This window comes from Candidatus Paracaedibacter acanthamoebae, from assembly GCF_000742835.1.
Classification (GTDB): Bacteria; Pseudomonadota; Alphaproteobacteria; order Paracaedibacterales; family Paracaedibacteraceae; genus Paracaedibacter; species Paracaedibacter acanthamoebae.
Map to the genome: position 1 here is coordinate 1353729 of NZ_CP008941.1, position 17839 is coordinate 1371567.

A 17839-nucleotide genomic window follows, 5' to 3' on the forward strand; every position below is an offset into this window, starting at 1 on the left:
CAACTGTGTCCAAAAACAAGTGGCTCAATTAGTTGCCTAAAACATATACGTCAAATTTAAGGTTGCTTGATGGATGCGAAGCTTAGAAGAAAGTTCTGCATTATAATTTCCTGTGAGGGAGATATTATTGGCTAATAAAATACTTCCCCCTATCCCGGGATTCATCATATTTTGGGCTTTATCGCGGACAAACACTTGGAAATTTCCTGCATATCCTGTAAAAGAAGCCTTGATCCCTTGAGAATTATGCAGATTTTTTTTATAAATATATCCCATTTTTCCATAAATATAGAGATGCATTCCGCGAACATTAAACACCCGAGACGCCTGAACGCCTGTTTTTGCTTGGATAAAAGAATTATTGTGTTTATGGACTGTCAGGCTTGGATTAAGGCCTTCTGCTTTTTCTACATAGCCCCCTTCTTTAAAATACAATCCGCCAAAACCACCATAAGGGGTTATAGTAATTTCTTTAGTCACAGCAAAGTCACGTCCGACTTCTGTCATTCCCCCCATATGATAACCATGATGCGTCTGACTGTTTGTATATTTTACACCCGTTAAGGTTAGAGTCCGCTTACCTTTAAAGTCATGATAACCGTAAAATGCAGAAGCATTAGCATACCAATCTTTAACAAATTCCCACACACTGTATAAACCGACACGATAGCTATTGATTTTGCCTTTCCCATATCCCTGTCTTAAATGATAAGTTGTTTTGCCATATCCAACAGTAGCACCCATCCGTAATTTTTCAGTGACTAAAGTATCCACCCCAGCCGAAGTATCTGTTAATCTCGACTTAACGCCAGCTACCCCAAGAGTAGCACTTCCATCTCGTTTCGACTCCTGATCGATATAGCTCCCCGTTTGTTGGGCCCAAAGTGTGGTCCCTCCCACAGTAGTCCGCACATTTTGAGGCATTGATTGACTGTTAGCCATACCATCCGTATATAAATCTGAGAAACGGAAAGTCTTTCCAAAACGTTCTCCTCGCCCTGTTGATGGAAGTGAATTGATTGGTGCAACATTAGCGTTGAGTTGGGTAATATTTGCCCCAGCCGCCTTTAGTTGATCTTTTATCATGTGCGCATTGCGATCGAGGAAAGAAAAGGATACAATACCATCCATTTGGTTAAATTCATTGGTCATCACCGATGAGCTAATCAAGCCATTGGGCGTTGGATGAATCTGATTAAATGCCTCATAAACATCTGCTGTTGGCAATGGAAAAATAGCATTCTCAAATCGCTTAAGGACTGAGGTGGAAGAAAGACTTCCTAAACTATCTATATGTTGAGCAATAATGCCGCCATTACCTTCTTTTATAATAGAGCCAAGCGCTACAGGGCTTACTGTTAGAGACACCTGCTTATTTACATAATCGTAGCTAAGCTTATAACCTAATAAAGGAGAGGCTCCTGTTACTGCGCTAAAAGTTCCTGCAAGGGAGGTTCCGGCCTCTAAAATAGTATAAGTAAACCCACCACTATAATCACCGGCTCGAGGTATAACATACAAAGCCCCCCCAGCATGGCTGTCCCGCCTACCGCAATAAGATCAGACCCTCCTGCCCTATTAATTTCGCATACATAAGTCCCATTTGTATTATCAAAATCAGTTGCAACTTGGATCACCCCAAGAGAAGTACCGGGTTTGACAGTCCCCAAGTTTGTTAGACTCCCAACCATCCCATTCCCCGTCAATTTTGCGCCATTATTAACCGTAACTGCCGAATTAGAAAAAACTCCATTAACCTTAAGCTCACCAGCATTTATTATTGCTCCTGCAAAGGATGGACTTGATGCTCGCGTGAGTTCTAAGATTCCTGTACCGTTTTTTATTAATTTACCTGATCCACTGAGATCCCCATTCAAAACTGCATTATAGCCATTTGTATCAATGATACCATCCATAGAAAAAAGAATGGAATTATCGATTGAGCCTGCTAAATTATTACCAATCTTCAAAACTCCCCCGCCTGTTCCTTCAAATGTCAGCCCCCCACTGGCATCCCCTAAGGCACGATTATTGCTGACTTCTAAACTTCCCTCTGTCAGCGACCATTGCGTTATCGCTGTTGTAAAATTCGATAATGTCCAAGTATTAGGTCCCTTTTTTCATATTTATTAAAATTTTGATAACTATCGCTCCCTAATTTTGCCACATCAAAAGTGGAGTCAACCGTCCCCCCTAAAACCAGTATATTATTGGTATGGCCACTGCCCGAACAAACCACATTGCCTACGAAAGAATAACCATTTTGAAGCTCTAAAACATTATTATCCCCTGAAAAAGTAATGGCATTATAAGTCCTATTAAAAATATCCATCCCCGCGGTGAATGCTGCTCCGCCAGAAATAGGACCACTGGTAATGACCGTCACATTTCCGCCAGTAGCATTAATACCTTCCCCGCCTAATCGAGTTATAGATCCATTATTATTCCGAGAACCAATAGCCCCTCCACTACCATTTCCACCCTCTGCTCCACTATAATTCGACGTAAAGCTCGCACCGTTACCCCCGTTAATAGCCCCTGTATTATTGATCGTCGTATCACTAACGACAGAAATGCCTGCTCCCGCGGTTCCCCCCATAGCAGAAGGACCGTTACCACCTTTTATTACCCCCTCGTTAGTAATACTCACATTAGGAGCAAAAAGAACAACACCTTTACCGCCCTCGTATCCATTACCTCCCGTTATGGCGGCTGCGTTGTTTAATGTCCCACTTGTCGTAAAGATAATACCGGCACCACCACTCCCCATAGGGGTGACAGTGAGATTACCGCCATTACCTCCGGCAATAGAGGTAGTAGAGTTAGTGGTTATAGTGCCGTTGGCGGTCATGACAACACCGGCACCGCCACCGCCCCCGCCACTAGCACCGGCACTATCTCCCCCATTTCCCCCGGTAATATTAGCGTTTATACTCGTATCTCCCGTAAGGATGACTCCATCACCCCCACCGCCGCCGCCGCCATTGCCACCTCCTCCACTACCCCTGCCACCATTTCCGCCATCACCACCGGTGATCGTTAACATGATGCTGCCACCACCAACAATCGTGGTATTACCACCGGCACCGCCGCCGCCTGCAGCTGTTCCCCCACTAGCATCGCCACCATTGTCACCCCTGCCTCCGTTCACGGCATCAGCACTGCCCCCGCTTCCGCCTGTGCCTGTACCATTATCCCCATCCGTTCCATCCGTTGGATCTATAACACCATCATTTCCACTCCCCCCTGTGCCACCTGTACTCCCATTAATGAAAGACCCAGTTCCGCCGGTACTACCCGCAAAAATAGGCGTTGAAACCATTGCTGTTATAAGGAAAGCCGATGTTAGATAGGTGATGGAAAGTCGAAAACCAACAGAAAAAGAGAGAGTTTTTTTCATAAAACTAAACCTTTAATAAGAGTGAAAAAGTATAAAGGGAGTTTGGTAGAAAAAACATTACAGCGCCTAAACTCTGTAGGTCAAAAAATGACTTTATTTTCTCTATCCAGCTCCTCGTTCAACACCCAATTAATTTCATTAACCCTTTCATAAGTATGGTAAACTATTCATAACACACAAAATTTATTAAAATTATTAAGAAAGTGTATATTTCGTTCCTTGAGTAGCTCCTAACCGAGGGAGTCAGGCATCTTGACATTTCAAAAAGGAAAACTATTCCCTAGACCTTTTGGGCGAAACGTCCTAAAATGGGTCAAAATGACGCTGTGAAATAGATAGAAAAATGGATTTAAAAAATACTGTCTTTTTGCCAAAAACTGACTTTTCGATGAAAGCCAGTCTGGCAGTTCGTGAACCTGACTTTTTAGATTACTGGAAAGAAATCGATTTATATCAAAAAATTCGAACTCAATCGAAAGGCCGTAAGAAATTTATTCTCCATTTTGGCCCGCCCTATGCCAATGGTCACATTCACATTGGTCATGCGCTGTCTGAAACACTTAAAGACGTTATTAACAAAACTTATCAGATGAAGGGCTATGACGCCCCGATGGTTCCAGGCTGGGATTGCCATGGGTTGCCCATTGAATGGAAAGTTGAAGAAGGCTATCGGGCCAGTGGTATGAATAAAGACGAAGTACCGATTCTTGAATTCCGCGAGGAATGCCGTGCCTTTGCTGATAAATGGATTCCTATTCAAAGCCAAGAATTCCAACGATTAGGCATTATCGCTGATTGGGACAATCCTTATATTACAATGAATTATGCTGCCGAAGCCCGCATTGTTGAACAGTTGGGGAAATTTCTGTTGAATGGCAGCCTTTATCGCGGTCTCAAACCAGTAATGTGGTCAGTTGTTGAAAAAACAGCCTTGGCTGAAGCGGAAGTTGAATACAAGGATTACACCTCTGATTCAATTTATGTCTCCTTTCCTATTGTCAAAACAAATCAGGCGGATCTGAAAGATGTTCACGCTGTGATTTGGACGACCACGCCGTGGACCCTGCCAGGGAACCGTGCGCTTGCCTTTGGTCAAGACTATGATTATGAGGTTATTCTTAACAAAGAGTCAGGCAAGAAGTATCTCTTGTCTCAAGAACTAAGAGCCAATGTTTGTGCGACAATGGGATGGGACGCGATAGAAGTTGTTGCGGTGATAAAAGGAACTGATCTTGCTGGCTCTATCGCCCATCATCCTTTGTATGGTAAAGGCTATGATTTTGACGTGCCGTTGATCCATGGAGATCATGTAACCACTGATGCCGGAACAGGCCTCGTTCACACAGCGCCAGGTCATGGTGTTGAAGACTTTGAGGTTGGGAAAGCCCATGGCATTGAAATCGCTCAACCTGTTGGACCGGATGGGATCTACTATGATCACGTCCCCTTGTTTGCTGGGTTGCATGTCTATAAAGCGAATCCCGCTGTTATGGCTGCTTTACTGGAAGCAGAACATTTACTTCATGCCGGCAAAATTGTCCACAGCTACCCTCATTCTTGGCGTTCTAAAGCACCTCTAATTTTCCGGGCAACCTCTCAATGGTTTATCAGCATGGAAAACACAAGCCTCAGAGACAAGGCTTTAAAGGCTATTGATACGGTTGAGTGGTATCCGACACAAGGTAAAAATCGAATAAAATCCATGGTCGAAGGTCGCCCAGATTGGTGCATCTCGCGCCAGCGCGCTTGGGGAACGCCGATGACTCTGTTTGTTCATAAGCAGACAGGCGAGGTTTTATGCGATCCGGAAGTTCATGCTCGAATCGTGGAAGCAATTCATCAAGAAGGTGGCGATGCCTGGTTTTCAAGCCCTGCAGAGCGATTCTTAGGCGACAAATACAGTGCCAATGATTATGAGCAAGTTCGTGACATTCTTGATGTTTGGTTCGATAGCGGCTGTTCTCATGAGTTTGTCTTAAAAGACCGTCAAGATCTATCCTGGCCTGCCGACCTTTACCTGGAAGGTTCCGACCAGCATCGCGGGTGGTTCCAATCTTCTTTATTGGAATCCTGTGGCACTGAGGGTGTTGCCCCTTATCGTAAGGTTTTAACCCATGGATTCGTATTGGATGAAAAGGGTTACAAAATGTCCAAATCCTTGGGCAATGTTGTCGCCCCAAATGAAGTTATTGACAAACTAGGAGCTGACTTGCTGCGGTTGTGGATTGTGTCGGCTGACTATTCGGATGACATGCGTATCGGCAAGGAAATCTTGAAACAACAAGAAGATATATATCGCCGTTTACGCAATACGCTGCGCTATTTACTTGGAGCGTTAGATGGATACAGCGAGGCGGAAGCAATTGACTTGACGGACATGCCTGAATTAGAGCAATGGATTTTCCACAAGCTAGCAGAACTTCAAGAGCTGCATGATCGCAGTCTCGCGACATTTGATCTGACTAGCTTTTATTATGCCCTGCATAATTTCTGTGCCTCCGATCTATCGGCATTTTATTTCGATATTCGTAAAGACTGCCTTTATTGCGATCCGATCACCAGTTCCCGGCGCAAAGCAACGCGCACAGCCATGCACTATATTTTTGAACATTTAGTTCATTGGTTAGCGCCGGTCCTAAGCTTTACTGCAGAAGAGGCCTTTTTGACACGTTATGGTAAAACCGGGGACAGTATCCACTTGAAGCAGTTCCCAGCCATCGGCAACAATTGGGCCAATCCAGAGCTAGGGGCGAAATGGGATAAACTACGCCATAGCCGTCGCGTTATTACAGGTGCCTTAGAGGTAGAACGGGCCGCTAAAACAATTGGCTCTAGCCTTCAAGCGCAAGTAACAATTTTTGCAAGCCCCGCGATGGCTGATTTCTTAAATCAGTTTGATATGGCAGAATTGGGAATTACCTCGAATGCCATCCTTACAATTGCCCAACCACCGCCTCAGGCTTTTGTCCTAGAGGATGTCACCGATATAGGAGTTATTGTCTCACCCGCTGAGGGAGATAAATGTGTTCGATGCTGGCGCATTTTACCCGAAGTATCCAGCCATCAGCATTCTCTGTGTATCCGTTGTGATGAGGCGATAGCAGCATGAAAAATTTACGAATATTTGGGTTTGTCTGGGCGGTGCTTTTTTTGATAGCCGATTTTGCCAGCAAATATATTGTTCTAAGTTGGTTTGACAAAGGTGGAGAAGCTATCACCGTAACGCCCTTCTTTAACATTATCTTAGCCTTTAACCGGGGGGTTAGTTTTGGCATGTTTCATGCCGATAGCCCTCATGGCGTTTACATGCTTCTGGGCGTAGCCGTTATTCTCTCCGCTTTAGTGGGGACGTGGTTATGGCAAGCAGAAAACAAATGTCAAAGTATCTGTTTTGGCATGATTTTGGGCGGCGCTTTGGGAAATATTTATGATCGCGTCATCTATGGAGCGGTTGTTGATTTTTTGGATTTTCATGCTTTTGGATACCATTGGTACACCTTTAACATAGCCGATTGTGGCATTGTGATTGGTGCAATATTATTACTTATAGATTTGGTCTTTCTAACCAAAAAAGAGGATTTTAACTAATGAATAAGAACATTATTCTACTTAGCTTTACAGCAGTCTTACTGTCAGGTTGTGATTCTATAAAACATACATTTGGACTTGATCATTATCAAGCTGATGAATATTCAATGCCAACGACCCCTCCTTTGTCCATGCCCCCCGGTTACAATGAGTTACCGCAACCAGCACTGCATGCACAACCCACAGGATATACGCCTGCAAAAAAAAGAGCACAGACAATACTAGGGAATCCAGCGAGCAGTGAGTCAAAAGAAACAGAAGAAAACTTTATTAAAAAAGTGAGCGCCGGACAAGCTGCAGATGAAAACATTCGAGATACTGTCGATGGAGAAGCCGCCAATGAAAAAGGCGCTTTAGAGAAACTTGCTAATCTCGGCAAAACGGCGTCTGATAATCTGAGCGGCCATGGTATAAATACGGCAGAAGCCCCCGCTTCAAGGCAACATCCAGCTCAGGCAAGGTAGTCATATGATATTAAAGCTTGCGTCTCCTCACCGATCTGAAGATACAGGAAGGAAATTTGACGACCATCTTAGGCTTAAAAACGGCGATTGCAGGATGTTTGGATATCCCTTTTATCCTCAGTCGAGTGCCGCACAAAGACAAAAGTCCATAACATCAAATTCCTTCACAGGCTCTAGGACCCATGGACGGTTACGCAGGCTCATCCAATTCGGATATAAACTTTCAGCTCTTTCGCTTACTCTGATAATAGGAACCCCCCTAATGACTCAATCTCTTCATGCGGAACAAAAACCAGTTGTTATTACCCCTTCCCCTGTCAAAGTCATTGATTATAAGACAGATTTGGGGCTAACAGGTTGGCATGTGGAGACACACGACATTCCTGTCCTCACCATTTCCATATGCTTTCGGAATGCTGGCGATAAAAATGATCCTGAAGGCTTAGCAGGTTTGACTGAATTTATGTGTGGGATGCTCGATGAAGGGGCTGGCTCTTACAATTCAGGGAACTTTAAAGCCTTACTTTTGGAAAAAAATATTCGATTGTCAATTTCCCAAAATTCCGATTCAGTTTTTATAACGCTCCGCAGTACAAAAGACAACATTAAAGATTTGTTTGATATACTCACAATGATTCTAATAGCCCCCCGGTTTGATGCCGATGCTATGGCTCGCGTTCGAGAACAAATTTTAACAGGATTAAATCAAAGCCTTCATTCAGAGGGTCAAGTGGTCTCTGATACATTTAATCAACAAGCCTTTAAGTCCCATCCCTATGGTCGCAGTACAAACTTAGAAATTGAAGGTGTTAAAAAAATCAAGAAAGAGGATATTCAAAAACATTTAAAAGAACGGTTGGCCCGTGACCAAATTAAAATTACTTCAGCCGGCGATATCTCGATTAATGACTTAAAAAAGCATCTTGATACTGCATTAAAAGATCTTCCTGCAAATGCTGTTCCTAACACAATCAAGGACATTCAGCCTATCTATACAGGGGACATTACAGTCGTTCATATGGATATCCCCCAAAGTGTTATCCTATTCTATCAGCCTGGCATTAAGCGTCAAGATAAAGATTTTTATGCGGCCTATGTCCTGAATAAAATCTTAGGGGATGGTGGCTTCAAATCTCGTTTGTGGGATGAAGTCCGTGAAAATCGGGGGCTCGCTTATGGGATTGATAGCGATTTACGCTGGGTTCAACACACGGACTATACTGTGGGGTCCACCGCCACTGCCAATGCTAATGCAGGTCAAGTCGTTGAAATTATTCGGGAACAATGGCATAAGGTCAAAGAAAAAGGCGTAAGCCAAAAGGAAATGGACTTTGTTATCGAACGGTTGACCGGCGCTTTTCCCCTGGGATTCAGCTCCACGCCTCAAATTGTTGGTCTTTTAAATAACTATCAACAAGATGATCTGGGGGCAGATTTTATTAATAAGCGGAATGAAATGATTCGGAGCGTTACCCTAGAAGATATTAACCGTCTCGCTAAAAACTTAATTCAACCCGATAAATTATCATTTATTATCGTGGGGAAACCGGAAGGTCTTCCTCAGTCCAAAGGCGCTAAAAAATGATAAAACTTTACACCATAGGTCTATCAGTTATGCTTGCACTATCGACATCGGCACACTCAGAAATTTTTAAACCGAAAACGGCAAAACTCGATAATGGTTTAGAGATTGTTCTCATAGAAAATCACCTCGCCCCTGTGGTATCGATTGCTCTGACTTATAAAATAGGAACAGCTGACGACCCGAGTGACATGATTGGTCTTTCTCACTTTTTAGAACACCTTATGTTTAAGGGCACCAAGAAAGTACCGGCAGGGGAATTTAAAGAACGCATCATCAGCAAAGGTGGAATGATCAATGCTTATACCACCCCCGATGTAACAGTTTATACCTGTGATATTGCTGTTGAACATTTAGATATGGTCTTAGAAATAGAGGCCGATCGTATGTCCAATATTGTCTTTGATGAAAAAGAGACGCAAGCTGAACAAAAAGTTGTTATGGAAGAACGTCGCATGCGTTTAGATAACAACCCGCTGGGGGCAGCTTATGAAACCATTCTACGAGCCTTATTTAAGTATCATCCTTATGGCATTCCCACAATTGGTTATCCTCAACATATCGCAGCCTATACCAATGAGGCAGCAAAAGATCATTATAATAAATGGTATACGCCCAATAACGCAGTGTTGATTATTTCAGGCGACATTACCATCGATAAACTATTGCCTATGGTTAAAAAACATTTTGGGGGCACGCCAGCGCGCCCACTTCCAGCCCACATGCGTCTTAAAGATCCTGTGGACAAGGGGGTCGTACAAAAGATTTTTATCAAAAGTCCCCGTATTAGTTTTGTCAACTTTGATTGGTATTATCGGGCTCCCAATCATCAATCAGAGCAAAGATCACATTATTATCCCTTGATTGTCTTATCACAAATTTTGGGTGGTAATGCCAATAGTCGTCTTTATAAAGAACTCGTCGATAAAAAAGGGATCGCTCTCGAAGCGAATGCTCATTATGAGGATGAATCTATTGATCCAAAACATTTTGAAATCACTGCCACCCTTCACCCTGCTCATAAACCAGAAGAGCTTAAAGCCGCTGTTGAAGAACAATTAAAATTACTAGTGGATAAAGGTGTGACAGAACTTGAACTTAAAACCGCCCAGCGAGATCTTTTAGCCGGCCTTGCGTTTGCCCGTGACGGCAACAGTGGTGCTATCAATGCATTCAAACGCCTTGCCTTTGGTTTTTCCGTCAACGAAGTGGAATCTTATCCAGATAAGATCCGCGCCGTCACTGTTGAACAAGTCGATGCCGCCATTAAAGATATCTTGGGGACAGAATTAGCGGTCTATTCTGAAGTTCATCCGGCAAGGTAAATTGAAAGGGAAAAGGGGGTTTGCAAAAAACACTTTTTCCGTACAAGCGAAGGGCGATCCGGAAACTTGATATTATATTTGTAAAAGGGTTTAATCCCTCTCCCTCATTCCGGCCTTAAGCCGGAATCCATTCCTGTATGTGGGTGCTAACAAGCTTTAAACAGATCTAGCTGTGATAAAATCAGACTGCCTTTAAAATCTAGGTATGGTTTCCGGGTCGCCCTTCGGTTGCCCGGAAAGAGGATTCCTTTCTTAGCTCTTCGGCCGGGAAGAGAGAAAAAATTTGTAAAAGGGTTTAATCCCTCTCCCTCATTCCGGCCTTGAGCCGAAATCCATTCCTGGGGGTGGGGGCTAACAAGCTTTAAACAGATCTAGCTGTGATAAAATCAGACTGCCCTTAAAATCTAGGCATGGTTTCCGGGTCGCCCTTCGGTTGCCCGGAAAGAGGGTTCCTTTCTTAGCTCTTGGGCCGGGAAGAGAAACAGAGATCAAGGACAGCCGGGAAAAAGAGTTATAAGCTAGGCCGGAAAAAAGAGTGTCTATAACTAGGATGACAGAGCAGTAATTCTCCACCTCCTCTTTACTCTATCCCACGCAGACCATTAACAAAATGAGTGAGTCCGATTTGGCGGGTGCGCCTGAGTCGCTCAGCCGTGATAATAGACCGCGCTTGCGCGACGCTATGCTCTAAGGAATTATTGACGATCACATAATCGTATTCCGCCCAGTGGCTTATTTCTTGGTTAGCCTCAGACATCCGCAACTGAATCACCTCTTCTGGATCTTGGGCTCGCGTTCGTAACCGCTGTTCTAAAACTTGAGTGGTAGGGGGCAGGATAAAAATGCTAACCAAGTCAGTCCGAGCCAGTTGGGATAACTGCTGAGTTCCTTGCCAATCGATATCAAACAAAACATCTTTCCCCATGGATAAGGAATCAAAGACGAAGTCTTTTGGCGTCCCATACCCATGATTAAAAACAGTGGCATGTTCCAATAAATCGCCGTTAGCGACCATCTCTTTATATTTGTCTGAACTAACAAAGAAATAATCCTCACCATCAACTTCGCCAGGTCTCATTGGTCTTGTGGTGACAGAAACAGACAGGGTGGTTTGAGGATCTAAGTCAAGCACCCGACTGCAAATTGACGTTTTACCTGCCCCTGACGGAGAGGATAAACATAGCATAAAACCGCGGCGGGGAATGGAAAGAATTGTCATTGAGTATAGTCCACAATAAGGCGTTTTAAGTCTAAAGGCACAGAGTATATGGTGCTTAGTCTATACTAAATTTACTTACCAAAACAACTCTTCACAAATATACGTCGGAGCAATCCCGTATGTTTCATAAATAGCCCCCCTTTTCACCTCATCCACAGAATGGAATTCTTCCCGGTGATATCCGTTCGTAATCAACAAACTATCGATTCCAATATATTGAGCCGCCCGAATATCCGTCACCAAGGAATCCCCAATCAATAACGTCGATTTTCCTAAATGCGCCATCATTACCTCTTCAAACATAATTGGATGCGGCTTACCGACCTCAATAACGCGGCCTCCCATAGCTCGATACAAATCACTAAGTATTCCAACTCTGGCCCGTTTTATATCATATTCCATGATGTATTTGTCAGGGTTAGCACAAACAAAAAGCAAATCTCGATCAATAGCCTGTCTAAACAAGGGAACATAGGGATCTGGTATTAAAAGACTTTCATCCATATGGATCGCCAGAATGATATCTGCCTTCTCCACATCTTCACTCTCCATAAGACCAGCACGCGTAGCCCAGGTACATAAGTTGTTATGATCGATAAACACTGTGTGGAGAGGTCGTTTTTTTTCTGGTTCGATAATGTTCATTTCAAACAATTCTAACGTTTTTTGGCCAGCTGTAATTAATTCCGAAAATAAAGAATAATCCAACCCCATTTTTTCTAGGACTTTAAGGGCGTGATCTTTGGAACGAGGACTATTGGTCGTTAGATAAACGATCTTGCCTAAGTCTTTTAACTTAACAAGCACTTCATAGGCGGCCTCAAAGACCTTTTTGCCATTATAAATCACGCCCCATAAATCGATGATGAAAACATCATAATCAGCGACCACGTCCGAAAGACCTGTTAATTCGTGCCCTTGCAAAGGCTTATATGGGAAGAAAGTTTTCTGTTTCATACCAATAAGAATAAGCTCAAAATCTTAACAAAAAATAAACAGCCTTAAGTATTTTTTAATAGAAAAAAGATGAGAATAAATTAAGTTAATTTGAAAGCATACTCTCATGAACCTCGCCCAAATTATTGATCAGTCTCCTTTTTTGAATAACCTCTATCCCACGGAAAAAGCTGATATTATAAGCACGAGTGAAAAAATAACTATTCCGGAAGGGCAAACCATATATATGCAGGACGCCCGAGGCGAGCTCATTTATTTTTTGGCGTCAGGAGAGGTTAATATCTTGACCGATACCCATCATCAAACTAAAGTGCCGGGCGACAGTTTTGGCGAAGAAGTTTATTTTGGCACTCACCGATACCTGGCAACGGCCGTTGCCAAAAAAACCAGCGAAATTTACATTATTCCTAAAGCAAGTTTTAAAAACCTGGATCGCCATACAAAAAGCTTTTCTGACAGTTTTTTTGCCTCCTTTAGTGAACTTTTAACAAAAGAAAAACTAGCTATAATCGCCCCTAAAACAACATCCTCGCTCTCCCACACAAGTTATACAGAAATTTTTGGATGGTTGTTCACGCTATTAGTCCCCCTTGCCGTTTTTCAAATTTTGGAGCTTGCCAGCATTACACCTGAAAGCCGCTTATTCTTGTCATTTTTAAGCTGCTCTGTCTCCATGTGGATGTTTCGGCTCTTTCCTGAATTCATTCCGGGTGTTTTCCTATTAATGTCAACCTTGATATTTGGTCTTGCCCCCACCAGTGTGGTCCTCAGTGGATTATCATCCGAAACGTTTGTGCTAATTATGTCTGTCTTTGTTATTAGCATTCTCATTACCACCTCCGGCCTCACTCATAGAGTTGCCATCTATTTGATGAACTTTGCATCCCACTCAATGTTAGGCCTTAATCTAGTTATCTTTCTAATAGGAACCATACTAACCCCCATGGTTCCCTCTATTGCCAGCCGTTGTGTGTTGGTAACGCCGGTTGTTTCAAAAATGCTCCATAGCCTCAAAATCAATGAAAAAAGCTTTTTAAGTGTTCAATTTGCTGCTTCTGCATTTTTTGGTTGCTCTATTTTTGCTAATGTTATTTTATCCAGTTCCCTGATGAATTTTGTTATCTTGGGACTGTTACCTGTTCAGGAACAGGATCAATTCCAATGGTTTGGCTGGCTAAAAGCTGCCGGTATTTACGGCATTACTGTTGCCATCGGTTACTTTGGTTTTATGTTAATCACCATGCTGCTGTGTGAAAAAAAATTCACTCAAAAACATCTTTTTGCAGAACAATCGCAAGTGTTAGGCCATCTTAGAAAAGAAGAAATTTTTGCGATTGGGGGGATGATCTTCGTCACTGTCGGGCTATTAACCAATAGTCTTCACAAAATTCATCCTTCTTTCGTCACGTTGTTTATCATGTTTTGCACTGTTGGATTTGGTCTAATTTCTAAAAATCAATTCCAGCGAGACGTAGACTGGCCATTTTTAATTTTCATGGCAGCAGCCGTCAGCATTACGGCGACAATTAAGTATCTTGGGATGGATGCATGGATTGCCAACTTCCTAAAAATTATTACGTCGACTACTTCCTCTCCCACGCTATTTCTCACCTATATAGGCGTGATTACCTTAATAGCCAGAATTTTTCTGCCCATCGCCCCAGCGATTGTTCTCTTAAGTACAACGTTCATTCCCTTGGCGGCTAATGAAGGTGTTAATCCCTGGCTTGTAACCTTTATCATTCTGGTCGCAGCCGATATGTGGTTTGTCCCTTATCAAAATTCTTTTTATATTATGTTTGAAGAAGCTGGCTTAATAGATAACCGTCTTTTTTATGATCGACATAAATTTATTATCTATAACTTCTTTGTGGGGGTAATAAAAATAGGCGCCTTTTACATCTCTATTCCATATTGGAAATCATTAGGATTGATGTAGGAAGGGGATGAAACATGAAAAGGACAATTAAAAATATTCTCTTTTACACATTTATTGTGGGGTTCTTAGCTCTATCAATTTTTTATAACGTCCACAAACCGATCATTTTAATCCTGCACAGTTATAATGCTGATTATTCTTGGACTCGAGATGTTGACGAAGGATTAAAAAAAGGTTTGATATCGAAGGGATCATATAGTCTACGGTGGCATTATATGGACACTAAGAACTATCCAGCCGAAGACAATAAAGTACGAGCGGGTATTGTCGCCCGGCGCATCATTGATGAAATCAAGCCGAACATCATTATTGCAGTTGATGATGATGCTCAGGAATACGTGGCGAGGCATTATATTGACCACCCCACCATTAAAATTGTCTTTTCTGGAATCAATGCCACTCCCGAAGCCTATGGTTATGAAAATGCGCAAAACGTTACAGGCATTGTAGAACGGCTTCCCTTACAAGGGTTAAGAGATACTCTCAAAGAAATAAAAGCCAATAACCCTCAAATTCAAGACATCAAAATCATGCATTTATCCGATAATTCAGGGACCGTGCAAGCTGACGATGAGTTTATTAACAATTTTGATACCGAATGGAAAGACATAAAGGTTATGCCGTCTGTCTTGGTTCATTCCTATCGAGATTGGAAGAAGGCTGTTATCCTTGCCCCCACCCTCACCAATTTTTTGATCATCTCAAACTATCGCAAAATATATGATGAGAGCGGAAGATTAGTTCCCCCTGAAGAAATTATCAAATGGACATTGGAGAATTCAAAGATTCCGATCATTGGGGTGAATGGTTTTACGGTTGAAGACGGCGCTAAATTTGCAGTGGCCACGTCTCCGTTTGAACAGGGTGAAATGGCAGCAAAAATGGCCTTGCAAATCTTACGGGATAAAGTTGCGCCCACGGATATTCCTATCACTCACCCCCAACAATTTACCATTTATATGCGTGGTCAATTTGATTTAATTCTACCACCCATTTATGAAGCGTTTGCACGCGCTGCCAATAAATACTGGGAAAATCCGAACCCAGCCGATTAAAATAATATTTTTTAGCCTGTGATCCTTGAGAGCGTTGACTTACCCCCTAAAATCAAAGATGATTGGTGCATGGCAAAAATATCCCTCAAATACGTCTGTCAAGACTGCGGTACGGTTCATTCCAAATGGGGTGGCAAATGTGAAGGCTGTAGTGCATGGAATACGCTTCAAGAAGAGGCGATGCAGGTTTCCAAGAAACCGGTCACAGCAAAACGGACAAACCTAGAATTTGTTTCTATTGAATCAGAAACCATTGAGACTGATCGACTTCTAACTCATATGGCTGAATTTGATCGCGTATGTGGCGGTGGCCTGGTTCCCGGCGGTGTCTTGCTCGTGGGGGGAGATCCCGGTATTGGTAAATCCACCCTCTTATTACAAGTGGTTTCAAAGTTTTCACAGAATTATAGCTGTGCCTATGTGTCAGGCGAAGAAGCCGTTGGCCAAGTTCGCATGCGGGCAAAACGCCTGGGTGTTGCTAATTCAGATAACTTACATTTAGCCTCTGCTACCAGCGTATCAGATATTTTAGCGGCGCTTGATAACCTTGAAAACCCTATCAAATTGCTAATTATTGACTCTATTCAAACCATGACAAATGCCGATGTGGACTCTGCACCTGGTACTGTCTCTCAGGTGCGTGTTTGCACCCAAGAACTTATTGCGTATGCGAAATCTAAGGGCGTGGTTGTTATCCTGGTGGGTCATGTAACGAAAGAAGGGGTTATTGCCGGTCCGCGCGTCCTTGAACATATGGTTGATACAGTGTTGTATTTTGAAGGCGAACGCAATTATCATTACAGAATCTTAAGATCCGTCAAGAATCGATTTGGTCCGACGGATGAGATCGGTGTGTTCGAAATGACTGACCTTGGCTTACAAGAAGTTCCCAATCCATCGGCCTTATTCCTTAACCAACATGACTATCCCGTTAGTGGTTCTGCAATTTTTGCAGGCATTGAGGGGACTCGCCCTATTTTAATTGAAGTTCAAGCGTTGGTCGCCCCCTCTCACCTAGCCACTCCCCGCCGCACCTCTGTTGGCTGGGATAGCAACCGCTTAGCCATGATTATTGCTGTCTTGGAATCAAGATGTGGATTATCCTTTGCCAATAAAGATGTATTTTTAAATGTCGCGGGTGGCTTGAAAATTAGCGAACCCGCATCAGATCTGGCTGTTGCAGCAGCGCTAGCCTCAACCCTCAGCAATACCCCAACACCGGTAAAATCTGTCTTTTTTGGCGAAATTGGTCTTTCGGGTGAAGTAAGGGCCGTCAGTCAATCTGATCTTCGTTTAAAAGAAGCATCAAAACTTGGATTTGCTGTCGGTTTCTGTGGTAAATTGTCGAAAGGGGGTCAAAGCTCAGATCTAGCCATTACCCCTCTTAACTATCTCATCGAAATGATGGACATTTTTAAGAATCCCCATCATAGTAAAGTAAAATTTGTGTAGACAAAAGGGACTAAGATGAACTCAATTGATCTTGCCATTCTGGGAATTATGACACTCTCTTGCCTTATGGGGCTTATCCGCGGCGTTACTAAAGAAGTCCTTAGCTTATTTACCTGGGCAGGATCTGCGCTGGCTGCTTATACGTTATATCCAAGTGCGTCTGGTATAGCGCGGGAACATATTGCCAATCCTATGATTGCAGATGGTATAACGGGAGCTATTTTGTTTATCGTATTTTTGGTCATTTTTGGCATCATTACTGTCGCCATATCCAATGCGGTGAAAGACAGTATGATGGGTGGATTAGATCGATCCCTTGGGCTTGCTTTTGGTATATTCAGAGGTGTTTTTGCTATTTGCATAGTAGAAATCATTTTCAGCCTATTTATCCATCGAGACAAGCAATCCGATACTATTCAGCACGCTCGGTTCATCGCGATGGTTCGCAATGGTTCGGATGAAATCGTGAGCTTATTACCCCTTAACGCCCGAAATATGATCGCGTCTCAAACTCAAAAGCTCCAAGGCATTGCTCCCATGGCGGGAAGTGTCAATGATCTGGTTATTCTTCCTGTCCCCGTTCATCCCTCTGTCCTGAAAAATAATCCTCAAGATTTATTAAAAGGTATGACCCCGCCGCGCAGTCAAAAACAAACAGTCTTAAGTCCGGAACAACATGACCCAGAAAAAACAATGGAAGGTTTATCATCGCTAAAACCTCAGGCAACGCAATTAAAGTCTGAAGGCGTTTACGACAATCGCCAACAACGTGAACTAGATCGGTTAATTGAAACCTCTGAGTAACAGTCAAAATTATTACAGAGTTTTTATCCCGAATTTTATTGTTTTTACCCAATA

At 42.9% G+C, this 17839-nt stretch carries 14 protein-coding genes; 9 read left to right on the forward strand and 5 right to left on the reverse strand.

The window, feature by feature from the left end:
* Window positions 1-36 precede the first annotated feature (36 nt).
* The 3 genes from ID47_RS06105 to ID47_RS11775 all read right to left on the reverse strand — a co-directional run bounded on the left by ID47_RS06105 (window position 37) and on the right by ID47_RS11775 (window position 3400).
* Window positions 37-1521 carry an autotransporter outer membrane beta-barrel domain-containing protein gene (locus tag ID47_RS06105; RefSeq protein ID WP_038464895.1) on the reverse strand — a complete coding sequence of 495 codons (1485 nt, stop codon included), beginning with the start codon at window positions 1519-1521 and terminating at the stop codon, window positions 37-39.
* Window positions 1464-1970, reverse strand: coding sequence for a hypothetical protein (locus tag ID47_RS06110; protein ID WP_038464897.1), 507 nt, complete (start codon window positions 1968-1970; stop codon window positions 1464-1466). Before ID47_RS06110 ends, ID47_RS06105 begins: the two co-directional genes overlap by 58 nt.
* A gap of 101 nt (window positions 1971-2071) precedes the next feature.
* Window positions 2072-3400: a hypothetical protein gene (locus ID47_RS11775; RefSeq protein WP_051908685.1), complete on the reverse strand. Its 1329-nt coding sequence runs from the start codon at window positions 3398-3400 to the stop codon at window positions 2072-2074.
* A 343-nt stretch (window positions 3401-3743) separates the two neighbouring features.
* On the opposite strand from ID47_RS11775, the gene ileS reads away from it, so the two are divergent.
* The 5 genes from ileS (at window position 3744) to ID47_RS06140 (ending at window position 10359) form a co-directional block, all read left to right on the forward strand.
* Entirely contained in the window at window positions 3744-6509 is a 2766-nt protein-coding gene (gene ileS, locus ID47_RS06120) for an isoleucine--tRNA ligase (protein ID WP_038464899.1), read from the forward strand.
* Window positions 6506-6988, forward strand: a complete 483-nt coding sequence (gene lspA, locus ID47_RS06125) for a signal peptidase II (RefSeq protein WP_051908686.1) — start codon at window positions 6506-6508, stop codon at window positions 6986-6988. Before ileS ends, lspA begins: the two co-directional genes overlap by 4 nt.
* The gene (locus tag ID47_RS06130) at window positions 6988-7452 is read left to right on the forward strand and encodes a DUF3035 domain-containing protein (protein WP_038464901.1); all 465 of its coding nucleotides are present in this window, start codon (window positions 6988-6990) and stop codon (window positions 7450-7452) included. The genes lspA and ID47_RS06130 overlap by 1 nt, the downstream gene beginning before the upstream one ends.
* Window positions 7453-7714: 262 nt before the next feature.
* Window positions 7715-9037: a M16 family metallopeptidase gene (locus ID47_RS06135; RefSeq protein ID WP_051908687.1), complete on the forward strand. Its 1323-nt coding sequence runs from the start codon at window positions 7715-7717 to the stop codon at window positions 9035-9037.
* Entirely contained in the window at window positions 9034-10359 is a 1326-nt protein-coding gene (locus ID47_RS06140) for a M16 family metallopeptidase (protein ID WP_051908688.1), read from the forward strand. The genes ID47_RS06135 and ID47_RS06140 overlap by 4 nt, the downstream gene beginning before the upstream one ends.
* 580 nt (window positions 10360-10939) lie before the next feature.
* Here ID47_RS06140 and gmk read toward each other — a convergent pair.
* Both gmk and ID47_RS06150 read right to left on the reverse strand, forming a co-directional pair.
* Window positions 10940-11578, reverse strand: a complete 639-nt coding sequence (gmk, locus tag ID47_RS06145; protein WP_038464903.1) for a guanylate kinase — start codon at window positions 11576-11578, stop codon at window positions 10940-10942.
* A 75-nt stretch (window positions 11579-11653) separates the two neighbouring features.
* Window positions 11654-12535, reverse strand: coding sequence for a TIGR01459 family HAD-type hydrolase (locus tag ID47_RS06150; protein WP_038464905.1), 882 nt, complete (start codon window positions 12533-12535; stop codon window positions 11654-11656).
* 106 nt (window positions 12536-12641) lie between these two features.
* Between ID47_RS06150 and ID47_RS06155 the strand changes: the two genes are divergently transcribed.
* From ID47_RS06155 to ID47_RS06170, 4 genes are all read left to right on the forward strand, one after another.
* Window positions 12642-14474: an SLC13 family permease gene (locus ID47_RS06155; RefSeq protein WP_038464907.1), complete on the forward strand. Its 1833-nt coding sequence runs from the start codon at window positions 12642-12644 to the stop codon at window positions 14472-14474.
* Between the two features lie 14 nt (window positions 14475-14488).
* Complete coding sequence (locus tag ID47_RS06160; RefSeq protein ID WP_038464909.1) at window positions 14489-15529, forward strand: ABC transporter substrate-binding protein; 1041 nt, start codon at window positions 14489-14491, stop codon at window positions 15527-15529.
* 69 nt (window positions 15530-15598) lie between these two features.
* On the forward strand, window positions 15599-16981 hold the full coding sequence (gene radA, locus ID47_RS06165; RefSeq protein ID WP_038464911.1) for a DNA repair protein RadA: 1383 nt from the start codon (window positions 15599-15601) through the stop codon (window positions 16979-16981).
* 15 nt (window positions 16982-16996) lie between these two features.
* The gene (locus ID47_RS06170; RefSeq protein WP_038464913.1) at window positions 16997-17785 is read left to right on the forward strand and encodes a CvpA family protein; all 789 of its coding nucleotides are present in this window, start codon (window positions 16997-16999) and stop codon (window positions 17783-17785) included.
* Window positions 17786-17839 lie beyond the last annotated feature (54 nt).